Source organism: Lapillicoccus sp. (assembly GCF_046595215.1).
Classification (GTDB): Bacteria; Actinomycetota; Actinomycetes; order Actinomycetales; family Dermatophilaceae; genus Lapillicoccus.
Genome location: NZ_JBKJPP010000177.1, coordinates 1 through 11,901, shown reverse-complemented (window position 1 = coordinate 11,901; position 11,901 = coordinate 1). Strand labels below are relative to the sequence as shown.

Sequence of the window (11,901 nt, the reverse complement as noted above, 5' to 3'; positions counted from 1 at the left end):
ACGGAAGTCGGCTGGCCACGCGGGGAGGAGCCACGCGGGGAGGGCGTGCGGCGACGAACGGGCTGGCGGGTGGTCCTCACCCGGGCGGCCGGCCAGTGCGCTCGGGAGCCGCCACCTCGGCGTAGGTGGCGCGCCCGTGCTCGAGGGCCGCCACATACCCCGCACGCTCGTATGCCGTCTGGTCGACGTCCCGGGGGACAGCCAGGAGCCCGCGGACCTCCGCCACCGAGTGGTGGCCACCCGACTCGAGCCAGGACCCGAGACCGTCGAGGAGGACGCCGACATGCTCGACGCCGTGCCGGAGCAGCGCGGACGCCGTCATGACGACGTCGGCGCCGGCGAGCAGGTACGTGACGACGTCGTCGGCCTGGTCCACCCCCGTGGTCGCGGCCAGCGAACCCGGAAAGTGCCGACGCAGCAGGGCGATCCAGGTCCGCGGCAGGCGGGCCTCGTCCGGCGAGGACAGCCCGAACCCCGGCTCGACCCGCATTGCCCTCAGGTCGATGTCGGGCTGCAGGAAGCGGTTGAAGAGCACGAGGCCGTCGGCGCCGGCCTCGTGCAGGCGCAGTGCCATCTCTCCCACCGAGCTGAAGTGGGGGCCCAGCTTGACCGCGATCGGCAGCGACACGGCCGCCCGGACCTGCTGGAGGATCTCGAGGTGCCGCTCCTCGACCTCGCGACCGCTGGTGTGCGGGTCGCCGGGCAGGGCGAAGATATTCAGCTCCAGGGCCGCCGCCCCGGCCCCCTGCATCCAGCCGGCGAACTCCACCCAGGCACCGGAGGTGGCGGCGTTGAGGCTGGCGATCACCGGCACGTCGATCGCGCTCGCCGTCCGCTCGATGAGGTCGAGGTAGCGGCGGGCTCCTCCGGGCGCCTCGGTCGCCAGCGTCGGGAAGTAGGACAGGGCCTCGCCGAAGGACCCCTCGTGGGCCTCGCGCAGCAGCAGGTCGCGCAGGTCCTCCCGGCGCAGCTGCTCCTCGAACAGGGAGGAGAGGACGACCGCGCCGACCCCCGCGTCGGCGAGGCGACGGACCCGCTCGACCGAGCTCGACAGGGGGGACGCGGACGCGACGAGCGGGTTGCGCAGCGGCAGGCCGAGATAGCTGGTGGTGAGGTCCATCACACGTCCCGGCGGGCGTCGGCGGTGAAGTGGGCGGCGCCCCGGGTGGCCATCTCCTCGTAGACGGCCCACCTCTGGTCGACGGCCTCCTGGGCCAGCACGAGGAGGCGCTCGGCCTCGGCGGGGTCCGAGGTGCGCAGCATCCGGTAGCGCAGCTCCCGGTAGATGTAGTCCTCCAGGGGCATCCGCGGTCGCGGCGAGTCGAGCATGAACGGGTTGCCACCCCGGGCGCGGACCGTGGGGTCGTAACGCACCAGCGGCCAGTGCCCGCTGGCGACGGCGCGGTACTGCTGGTCGAGCCCGTCCCTCATCTCGATGCCGTGGGCGATGCAGGGGCTGTAGGCGATGATCAGCGACGGCCCCTCGTGGGCCTCTGCCTCGCGGAACGCGGTGAGCGTCTGCTGGGGGTCGGCCCCCATCGCCACCCGGGCCACGTAGACGCTGCCGTAGGCGATCGCCTGGAGGGCGATGTCCTTCTTCGCGACCGACTTGCCCGACGTCGCGAACTTCGCCACCGCGGCCAGCGGCGTGGCTTTGGAGGACTGGCCCCCGGTGTTGGAATAGACCTCGGTGTCGAGGACAAGGACGTTGACGTTGCGACCGCTGGCGAGGACGTGGTCGAGCCCACCGGACCCGATGTCGTAGGCCCACCCGTCGCCGCCGACGATCCACACGCTGCGCCGAAGGAGGTGGTCGGACACGCTGCGCAGGTCCTCCGCGGCTAGTCCGTCTATGCCGGTGAGTCGGTCCCGGAGCACCAACAGCCGGTCGCGCTGCGCCGCGATCTCGAACTCCCGCACCTGTGGCGCGTCGAGGATCGCGTCGACGAGCTCCGACCCCACGTCATCCCGCAGCTGGTCGAGCCGCTGGCGGGCCAGCCGCGTGTGCAGGTCGGCCGCGAGCCGCAGGCCGAGTCCGAACTCGGCGTTGTCCTCGAAGAGCGAGTTCGACCAGGCCGGGCCGCGGCCGTCCGCGTTCTTGGTCCACGGCGTCGTCGGCAGGTTGCCGCCGTAGATCGACGAGCACCCGGTGGCGTTCGCGACGGTGAGCCGCTCGCCGAAGAGCTGGGTGAGCAGCTTGAGGTAGGGCGTCTCCCCGCAGCCGGCGCAGGCCCCGGAGAACTCGAAGAGCGGCAGCAGGAACTGCGCTCCCCGCACGGTCCCGAAGTCGACGCGCGCCCGGTCGTTGACCGGCAGGCTCTCGAAGAACGCGATGTCCGCTCGCCCCGGCTCGATCAGCGGCTCGGCGGGGGCGAGGTTGATCGCCCTTCGGGGTGGGTCGGCGGCGGGCCCGACGGGCGGGGTCAGGCTGACCGGACCCACCGGGCACGCCTCGACGCACAGGCCGCAGCCCGTGCAGTCCTCGACGTAGACCTGCAGGGTGTAGCGCGAGCCCGGCAGTCCCACGGCGTCGAGCGGCATCGACGGGAAGCCCTCGGGCGCGCCGTCGAGAGCCTCGCCGTCGTAGTACTTCGACCGGATCACGCTGTGCGGGCAGACGAAGCTGCAGTTGCCGCACTGGATGCAGGAGTCGGGGTCCCACTGCGCGACGAGGTCGCTGATCCGTCGTTTCTCGTATGCCGTGGTGCCACTCGGGTAGGTCCCGTCCACCGGCAGCGCGCTCACCGGCAGGGTGTCGCCGTGGCCGGACATCATCGTCGCGGTCACGGCCTGGACGAACTCGGGCGCGTCGGCCGGGACGACGGGAGGCAGTGGGTGGCCCGACGACGCCGTCGCGGGCACGCGGATCTCGTGCAGCGCGGCGAGGGCCGCGTCCACAGCCGCGTCGTTGCGGCGCACGACCTCGCCGCCGCGCCGACCGTAGGTCTTGTGGATCGCTTCCTTGACCCGGAGGATCGCGTCCTCGCGCGGCAGCACGCCGGAGATCGCGAAGAAGCAGGTCTGCAGGACGGTGTTCGTGCGGCCGGGCAGCCCGGCCTCGCGCGCCACGGTGTCGGCGTCCACGGCATACAGGGTCAGGCGCCTGTCGATGATCTGCTGCTGCACCGGTCGGGGCAGCGCGTCCCAGACCTCCTCCGGGGGTTGGGGTGCGTTGAGGAGCAGCCGGCCGCCCGTTGCGGCGCAGTCGAGGACGTCGACCGTGTCGAGGAGGCGCATCTCGTGGCAGCCGACGAACCCGGCCTTGGTGACGAGGTAGGGCGCCCGGATCGGGGTGGGCCCGAACCGCAGGTGCGAGACCGTCACCCCACCGGACTTCTTCGAGTCGTAGACGAAGTAGGCCTGCGCGTGGACGCCGGGATCGGCCCCGAGGATCTTGATGGTGTTCTTGTTCGCGCCGACCGTCCCGTCGGAGCCGATGCCGAAGAAGACCGCCCGCAGCGTCGTCGGCTCCTCGATGTCGAGGCTCGCGTCCCAGGACAGGCTCAGCCCGCCGACGTCGTCGGTGATCCCGACGGTGAACCGGGGCCGCGGGCTCGGACCGGCCAGCTCGGCGAAGATCCCGGCGACCATGCCGGGCGTGAACTCCTTTGAGGACAAGCCATATCGGCCACCGATGACCCGCGGCATCGTCTGGAGCCCGCCCGAGCCGTGAGCCTCCGCGAGAGCCGCGATGACGTCAAGGAAGAGCGGCTCGCCGTTGGAGCCCGGCTCCTTGGTCCGGTCGAGGACCGCGACCTGGCGCACCGACGCCGGCAGCCCAGCGATGAGGTCCGCGGCGGGGAAGGGCCGGTAGAGACGCACCTGGAGCACGCCGACCCGTTCGCCTCCCGCCACGAGGTGGGCCACGGTCTCCCGGGCGGTCTGGGCGCCGGAGCCCATGATGACGACGACCCGTTCGGCCTGCGGGTGGCCGACGTACTCCATCAGCCGGTAGGCGCGGCCCGTGTGCGCGGCGAGCCGGTCCATGGCGTCCTGCACTGCGCCGGGGACGCGGGCGTAGAAGGGGTTGACCGTCTCGCGCGCCTGGAAGGAGACGTCCGGGTTCTGGGCCGTGCCGCGGATGAACGGCCGCTCGGGGCTCAGCGCGCGGGAGCGGTGGGCGCGGACGAGACCCTCGGGGACCAGCCCGTGCAGGACGGCGTCGTCGATGAGCTCGACGGTGTTGATCTCGTGCGAGGTCCGGAAACCGTCGAAGAAGTGCAGGAACGGCACCCGCGTCTCCAAGGTCGCCAGGTGGGCGACGAGCGCGAGGTCGTGGGCCTCCTGCACGGAGGCCGACGACAGCAGCGCGAAGCCGGTCTGCCGCACCGCCATCACGTCCGAGTGGTCACCGAAGATCGACAGTCCCTGTGTCGCAATGGATCGCGCTGCCACGTGGAAGACCGTGGACGTCAGCTCGCCGGCAATCTTGTACATGTTGGGGATCATCAGCAGCAGACCCTGCGACGCGGTGAAGGTCGTGCTCAGCGCCCCGCCCTGGAGGGCGCCGTGCAGCGTCCCGGCGGCACCGCCCTCGCTCTGCATCTCGACGATGGTCGGGATGGTGCCCCAGATGTTCTTCCTGCCGTGGCTCGCCCACTCGTCGGCGAGCTCGGCCATCGTCGAGGACGGCGTGATGGGATAGATGGCGCAGAGCTCAGTGAGCCGGTAGGCGACGTCGACCGCCGCCTGGTTGCCGTCGATGGTGGCGCGCATGTCAGCCCTCCGGGACCATCTCGATGGCGTGCACCGGGCACTGGCGCGCGCACGTGCCGCACCCCGTGCACTGGTCATAGTCGAACTCGTAGCGCTTCCCCACACCCAGCTTGATGACCGCATCCTCGGGACAGGCCCCGAGACAGCCGTCGCACTCGAAGCAGTTGCCGCAGGACAGGCAGCGCTCCGCCTCGAACTGCGCCTCCTGCTCGGTGAGCCCGGCGAGCACCTCGTCGAAGGCCGCCACGCGCGCGGCGGGATCAAGCTCGGCCTGCTCCCGTCGGGGGTGCTCCCCGAAGTACCAGAGATTGAGCTTCTCGAACGATGCCAGGTCGTGCTTCGGCGCGACGTCGAGGGCCGCCGTGCGCAGGTAGGCGTCGATGCTGCGCGCGGCCTTCCTGCCGTGCCCCACCCCGACGGTCACAGTGCGCTCGCTCGGCACGGCGTCGCCGCCGGCGAAGACACCGGGCGCGCCGGTCATCAGGGACGTGAGCGAGACCTGCACGGTGTCGTCGACGAGCTCGACACCCGGCACGGTCCGCAGGAACCCCGTGTCGCTCTCCTGGCCGAGGGCAAGGATCACCGTGTCGGCGGCCAGCGTCTCGAATCGGCCGGTGCCGTGGGGGCGCCCGCTCTCGTCGAGCTCCTGCACCTCGACGGTGAGGTCATGCTCCCCCATCGAGCTGATGGTGCGCAGCCAGTTGATCCGGATGCCCTCCTCCTCGGCGTCGACGGCCTCCTCCGCGTGGGCCGGCATCTGGTCGCGCGTCCTGCGGTAGACGATCACCGTGTCGTCGGCGCCCAGCCGGCGCGCGACGCGGGCCGCGTCCATGGCCGTGTTGCCACCGCCGTAGACCGCGACCCGGCCGGTCAGCGGGGCCTGCTCGCCCGCGGCGGCGTCATGCAGGAACGACACGGCGTCGAGGACGCGGGCCGCATCGGCGTTGGGGATCTCGACGCGCTTGGACAGGTGCGCGCCGACCGCGACGAAGACGGCGTCGAAGCCGCCCTGCTCCATCTCGGCCCGCAGGTCGGTGACGCGGTGACCCTGCTCGAGGGTGACCCCCAGCTCGGAAACCCGGCGCACCTCGGCGTCGAGGACGTCGCGGGGCAGCCGGTAGGCCGGGATGCCGTAGCGCATCATCCCGCCGGGTTCTGGGGCGTTGTCCCGCACGACGACGTCGTGCCCGAGGCGAGTGAGGTGGTATGCCGCCGAGAGACCGCTGGGGCCCGCCCCGACGACGAGCACCCGCCGGCCGCTGCGACTCGGCGGTGGCGTGAAGGCCCACCCCTCGTGGATCGCGCGGTCCCCGAGGGAGCGCTCCACCGCGTGGATGGAGACGGCGCCGTCGAGCTCGGCCCGGTTGCAGACCGTCTCGCAGGGGTGGTAGCAGACCCTGCCGTGGATGGCGGGGAACGGGTTGTCGGCGGTCAGCGCCCGCCAGGCGGCCTCGTGGTCACCGGCCTTGACCAGGCCCAGCCAGGCCTGGATGTTCTCCCCGGCCGGGCAGCCCGCGTTGCAGGGCGGCAGCAGGTCGACGTAGACGGGTCGGCTCTGGCGGACCGGTCCGGCACGCAGCCGGCCCAGTCCGAGCGGGGCTGGCGGCGTGAGGTCGCGGCGGTGCTCCACGGGGCTCTCCTGTCCGGGAGCGCCCCGCACCCGGCGCGCGGTGGACACTCTCCGCTCACCATGCACCGGGCCACGGGGCTGGAGGAGGGTCGAACGTCCTGCCCTGCAGAGTCGACGCTCCGGCGATTGATGCTCCGGCGGTCAGGGCAGCGCGAGGCGGAAGATCTTGGCCCAGGTCGAGCCGACCTGCTTCCACATCGGGCCGGTGTTGTAGGGCAGTCCGTAGCGCTCGCAGATCTCGCGGACGTGTACCGCCACCTCGGCATACCGGTTCGAGGGGAGGTCCGGAAAGAGGTGGTGCTCGACCTGGTGCGAGAGGTTGCCAGTCATCAGGTGCATCGCCTTGCTGCCGGAGATGTTGGCCGAGCCGATCATCTGGCGCACGTACCAGTCACCGCGCGTCTCACCGTCGATCATCTCCTCGGTGAAGGTGTCGGCGCCCTCGGGGAAGTGGCCGCAGAAGATCACCGCGTGGGCCCAGATGTTGCGGACGGCGTTGGCGGTCAGCGTGCCCGCCAGGGCGGGCAGGGCCGAGCCGGTCAGCGCGGCCACGGCCGGCGTGGCGACGTAGTCCTTGGAGAACTGGCGCACGATCTTGCGGCCCATGGCCTTGAGGTCGCGGGTGAAGTCGGCCCGGGACTTGGTGCCGTTGATCAGCTCGTCGACCTCGAGGTCGTAGACGGCGATGCCCCACTCGAAGACCGGCGCGAGCAGCGCGTTGTAGACCGGGTTGCCGAGGTTGAACGGCTTCCACGGCTGGTCGGGGCTGACCCGCAGCATGGTGTAGCCGACGTCGCGGTCCTTGCCGACGACGTTGGTCCACGTGTGGTGGATGTCGTTGTGGGTGTGCTTCCACGACGCGGCGGGCGTGACGAAGTCCCACTCCCACGTCGTCGAGTGGATGTCGGGGTCGCGCATCCAGTCCCACTGCCCGTGCAGCACGTTGTGCCCGATCTCCATGTTCTCGAGGATCTTGGCGACGGACAGCATCGCGGTGCCCGCGATCCACGCCGGGGGCAGGCCGGCGAAGACGAGGGCGGCGCGGCCGCCGACCTCGAGGCTGCGCTGGGCCTTGATGACCCGGCGGATGTATGCCGCGTCGCTGGCTCCGCGGTCCGCGATGATCGCGTCGCGGATGGCGTCGAGCTCACGACCGAGCTCGGCGACCTGTTCGTCGCTGAGGTGCGCCGCGGCCGGCGGGCGGACCGTGGGGTGGCCCTCGTCGGCGAGCACGGAACGGCGGCGCGAGGCCGGGGGCCTGGTCGGGACACCGGGGGCGGTCGTCGTGGCGGCAATCGCGTCGGTGGCCTCGGTGGCCTCGTCGTCGGAGGGGGCGTCGGCGGCGAAGAACTCGTCGGAGCTCACGGGGTGGGTGAGTGTGGCGGTCATGGTTGGTGCTCCTCAGATCTCGAGGTGGACGGGCCCTGCAGCTGCAGAGACACAGGTCTGGATGAGCTGGCCCTCGTCGCCGTGGACCTCGCCGGTGCGCAGGTCGCGCACCCGGCCGGCCAGCAACGGGGTGACGCAGCTGTGGCAGATGCCCATACGGCATCCGCTCGGCATGACGACGCCGGCGGCCTCGCCGGCCTCGAGGAGGGAGGTGTCGCCGTCGACGTCGCTCTCCTTGTCGGACTTCTCGAACGTCACGAGCCCGCCCTCGCCGCCGGCGCCCTCGAGGAGGACCGGGGCGAAGCGCTCGACGATGAGCTGCTCCGGGACGTCGGCCTGGCGCCACAGCGCGGTGGCGTCGTCGAGCATCGCGGCCGGCCCGCAGACGTAGGCAGCGCGGCCACGCCAGTCGGGACACGCGCCGTCGAGGTCACTCGTGGAGGTGAGGTCGAGGCGGCCCCGCTCGCCGCTGAGCCAGTGGACGACGCGCAGGCCGGCGAACTCACCGATGAGCTCACCCAGCTCCTGGCGGAAGAGGGCGTCCTCGATGGTGCGCGAGGAGTGGATGAGCACGACGTCGGCGTCCGGCCGGCGGCGCACCAGCGTGCGGATCATTGACATCACCGGGGTGAGGCCGCTGCCCGCGGTGAGCATCAGCAGGGGACGCGGGTGCTCAGGCAGGACGAAGTCGCCCTGTGGGGGAGCGAGGAAGAGCACGTCGCCCGGCTTGGTCCGCCGCACCAGGGCCTCCGAGACGGCGCCGATCGCGGTGACGGTGATCGCCGGGTCCTCGCCGCCCGCGGTGGTCAGGGAGTAGGAGCGCCACTGGCGCACACCGTCGATCTCGACCCCGATCCGGGCCCACTGGCCGGCCTCGTGGGCCAGCCAGCCGCGACCGGGGCGGAAGTGGATCGTCGCCGACTCGGCCGTCTCGGGGACGACCGCGGTGACGACCCCGCGCAGCTGGCGCGGCGAGCTGAGCGGGTTGACGAGCCACAGGAAGTCCTCGGGCGCGCGCGGCGTCGTGAAGATCGACGCCATGCGGCTGAGGGGACTGGTGTTGGCCATGTACCAACAGTCCCAGCACACCCTCGCCGCGGTCTCGTGCGACGGCATACGATGTCAGGGCATAAACTGTCTCCTCGAGATAGAGACGGAGGCGTACGCATGACCCAGGTCACCAACGACCCCCCCTGGTTGGCCCTTCCCGCTGAAATCAGCGAACTGCTGCGCCCCATCGTCCCCGACGTCGTCGAGGAGATCATCGCGGCCATCCCCCTCGCGGTCCCGGCCTATGCCCGGCCGCTCGAGGGCTCCTTCGGCGAGGGCGTGCGCCACGGCGTCGAAGTGGCGCTCGAGCGCTTCTTCGACCTGCCGGGCACCTCTCGCCCGGCCCTCTCGCCGGAGAGCCGGCGCGTGTATGCCGGGCTGGGCCGCGGCGAGGTCCGTCAGGGTCGCACGCTGGAGGGTCTGCTCTCCGCCTACCGTGCAGGAGCGCGGGTGACGCTGCGACAGATGTCGCGGGGCGCGCTCGCGCACGGCCTCGACACCGACGTCCTCGTCGCGCTCGGGGAGTCGGTGCTGGCCTACATCGAGGAGCTGTCGGCGGCGAGCGCGGAGGGGTTCGCCTTCGAGCAGTCCGAGCGGGCGGGCGAGATCGGCCGGCGACGGGTCGAGCTGCTCGAGCTGCTCCTGCACGGGCGGGCCGACGAGGCCGCCGTGCAGCAGGCAGCCGCGCTGGCGGGCTGGACCCAGCCGACCGCGCTCGTCGCGGTGACGATGCCTCTCGACGAGGCGTCGGGCGTGCGGTTCCAGCTCGGGCAGCGGGCGCTGGCCATGCCTCGGGCGACCGACGCCGTGGCGCTCGTCCCCGCGCCGCAGAGCGCGAAGGAGCGGCGTGAGCTCGAGCGGGTGCTCCATGGGCGGGGGGCCGTCATCGGGCCGGCGCGGGACTGGCGTCAGGTGCCGGAGTCGCTGCGGCTCGCGACGCTGGCCTCGGCGGCGATGTCACGCCGTCCCATCTCCGAGGAGTCCCCCCTGTGGGTGGAGGAGCACCTCGCCGACCTCGTGCTCGGCGCCGAGCCGCAGGCGCTGGCCGACCTCGCCGAGCGGCGGTTGGCGCCCTTCGAGGGGCTGCGGCCCTCGCAGCGCGAGCGCCTCGAGGTCACGCTGCTCGCGTGGCTGCGGCACTGGGGCCAGCGCGCCCCGATCGCCGCAGAGCTGAGCATCCACCCGCAGACGGTGGGCTACCGGGTGGCCCAGCTGAAGGAGCTGTTCGGGGACGACCTCGACGACCCGCAGGTGCGCTTCGAGCTGGAGCTGGTCCTGCGCGCCGGCCACGCCTGACTCGTTGGCTCTCGGCCCGCGTCAGCGTGCGTCCGCAAACCTCCGCGTCCACAAGCCCCCACCTGAGGAGGTGTGGACGCGGTCCCGCCCAGCACCCGTCCACAACCCCGCACCTGAGGAGTTGTGGACGCACCTCTGTTCGATCGGGCGGACCTGGTCGTCGAGATGCCGCTGTCAACCGTTTCACCAGACCGCCACACGCAGGTATGCCGGGTCGCCCGGACCGCAGCTGCACGCCGCCTGACTTGCGGCATGACACAATTACCGCGCGGTGGGCCGCTACAGGCCGCGAACCCACTCGCCCTCGTAGCTCAGGGGATAGAGCACCGCTCTCCTAAAGCGGGTGTCGCAAGTTCGAATCTTGCCGGGGGCACTTCATCGCACCCTCTGTGACCTGAACAAACGTGCTGGTTGACGCACCCGCTGCAGACCTCAACCTGGCGTCTCGTAGGCAGCCGTACCGCCACATCCCGCCCAGGCTCGTGACCACGTCGTTGGCGATGAGCAGACTCGGATCCGGCCGAGAGGGCCGCGCGCGGCAGCGGGTGTCGCCTGTGGTGGACTTGGGCCCTCACCGGAAGTGATCGACCCAACCTGCGCGCCCCTGATACATCAAGACGCGGCCACGAGGATCGCGCTGCCTCGCTTCGACTCCGCGTTCTCCCGCTTCAGCCAGCGGACCTGCTCCGATTCCTCGGTCGTGCACCGGGACGGGCGCCGGCGTCGACCTGCTGGCGACGGACCGGCTGGATTCTGGGCAACCACCGCGACGTGCACCTCTGCCTGCGGTGTGCCCAATCGTGCATCCGACCACGCCGACGACAGCCTCGACGAGTGGCTCAGCGTCGGCGAAGGGACCACCCTCACACGCGATTCCCATGAGGGTCCCGGTGACGACGCAGCATTCACGCGCCAGTGGCCGAGTCGGGCGACCGTCGTCCGGTGACGGACGGTCGCGAAGGTCGACACGATGGCTATCTGGAGCCCTCCACGGCTGTCCCAGACGTATGCGACGGGTCGAATACACGGTCCCGCCACACGATCGGCGGATTCCCGACTCTCCGAACTCCTCGGGCGTGCAGCGACAGCCGCGTCCGCTGCGAGAAACGGCGATTCCGGATTCCGGTACGAATGGCTTGTTCTTCGGGACGCCATGTTGAGTGCATCGACGATCAAGGAGATGCCTCAGTGGTCGGCCATCGCGTGGCCGACGACCTGGTTTGTTTACCAGTCAACACGGTCGCCCCGTGCAGGTTGCCATATTCCGCAGCCATCCTTCCAAGGTCCGGAGGTAGACATCCCACACTGTCGCGCATAGCAGCGTTGCGGCGGGCCCCGGCGACTCGTCGCCCCTCGTAGTGGGCGCGTTCTCCAGCGAATATGGCCAGGGTTGAGCAGGCCCATCACTTGAAGGCATCACAGTAACCTCGGTTGCCGGCCTCTCGGGCGTCGGCGTAGCCGGAGCGGCCCGAAGCGCAGCGATGGGCGCTGCCCCGGCGACCGCCCGCAGCCCGTTCGCAGTGGCGACGCGGTCCAGATCGATGCAATCAGCCCCGGTGACAGTCACCGCTTCAGTCGGCCGTGGCAAGCCCACGCGGTATCACGTGGTGCCGCGTCGGCCTCTGAAGAGTGAAGCGGTGGCCGGAGGTCTCATCCGAGGCCTGCACCGCCTGAGGAGGGTGGCCATGACCAGTAGAGGCAAATCTGACGAGTTCACCGTGCGAGTGGTGGACTCGCTCCGGTCCGTAGACGTCGGTCCGCGCGAGGGCATCGTGCCGGCTGACCTGGAGGTGAGTGCGGAGGATGCCCTGGCGGCGCTG

Annotated in this window: 6 protein-coding genes and 1 tRNA gene; 2 read left to right on the top strand and 5 right to left on the bottom strand. The window is 71.2% G+C overall.

The features are described from left to right. Positions 1–76 precede the first annotated feature (76 nt). The 5 genes from ACLL9L_RS15335 to ACLL9L_RS15315 form a co-directional block, all read right to left on the bottom strand. Positions 77–1,120, bottom strand: coding sequence for a dihydroorotate dehydrogenase-like protein (locus tag ACLL9L_RS15335; RefSeq protein WP_411285527.1), 1,044 nt, complete (start codon positions 1,118–1,120; stop codon positions 77–79). Further along, positions 1,120–4,716: a pyruvate:ferredoxin (flavodoxin) oxidoreductase gene (gene nifJ, locus ACLL9L_RS15330; RefSeq protein ID WP_411285526.1), complete on the bottom strand. Its 3,597-nt coding sequence runs from the start codon at positions 4,714–4,716 to the stop codon at positions 1,120–1,122. The genes ACLL9L_RS15335 and nifJ overlap by 1 nt, the downstream gene beginning before the upstream one ends. 1 nt (position 4,717) lies before the next feature. Then, positions 4,718–6,394, bottom strand: a complete 1,677-nt coding sequence (locus tag ACLL9L_RS15325; protein ID WP_411285525.1) for an NAD(P)-binding protein — start codon at positions 6,392–6,394, stop codon at positions 4,718–4,720. A 93-nt stretch (positions 6,395–6,487) separates the two neighbouring features. Then, positions 6,488–7,735 carry a fatty acid desaturase family protein gene (locus tag ACLL9L_RS15320; protein ID WP_411285524.1) on the bottom strand — a complete coding sequence of 416 codons (1,248 nt, stop codon included), beginning with the start codon at positions 7,733–7,735 and terminating at the stop codon, positions 6,488–6,490. A 12-nt stretch (positions 7,736–7,747) separates the two neighbouring features. Continuing rightward, the gene (locus ACLL9L_RS15315; protein ID WP_411285523.1) at positions 7,748–8,803 is read right to left on the bottom strand and encodes a ferredoxin reductase; all 1,056 of its coding nucleotides are present in this window, start codon (positions 8,801–8,803) and stop codon (positions 7,748–7,750) included. Between the two features lie 99 nt (positions 8,804–8,902). On the opposite strand from ACLL9L_RS15315, the gene ACLL9L_RS15310 reads away from it, so the two are divergent. Both ACLL9L_RS15310 and ACLL9L_RS15305 read left to right on the top strand, forming a co-directional pair. After that, complete coding sequence (locus ACLL9L_RS15310) at positions 8,903–10,081, top strand: helix-turn-helix domain-containing protein (protein WP_411285522.1); 1,179 nt, start codon at positions 8,903–8,905, stop codon at positions 10,079–10,081. Between the two features lie 300 nt (positions 10,082–10,381). Then, positions 10,382–10,454 (top strand) — tRNA-Arg (locus tag ACLL9L_RS15305). Positions 10,455–11,901: the final 1,447 nt, after the last annotated feature.

Excerpts from the sequence above, each read along its gene's own strand:
- ACLL9L_RS15335 (WP_411285527.1), bottom strand. The coding sequence starts at position 1,120 with ATGGACCTCACCACCAGCTATCTCGGCCTGCCGCTGCGCAACCCGCTC.
- ACLL9L_RS15315 (WP_411285523.1), bottom strand. The coding sequence starts at position 8,803 with ATGGCCAACACCAGTCCCCTCAGCCGCATGGCGTCGATCTTCACGACG.
- nifJ (WP_411285526.1), bottom strand. The coding sequence starts at position 4,716 with ATGCGCGCCACCATCGACGGCAACCAGGCGGCGGTCGACGTCGCCTAC.
- ACLL9L_RS15320 (WP_411285524.1), bottom strand. The coding sequence starts at position 7,735 with ATGACCGCCACACTCACCCACCCCGTGAGCTCCGACGAGTTCTTCGCC.
- ACLL9L_RS15310 (WP_411285522.1), top strand. The coding sequence starts at position 8,903 with ATGACCCAGGTCACCAACGACCCCCCCTGGTTGGCCCTTCCCGCTGAA.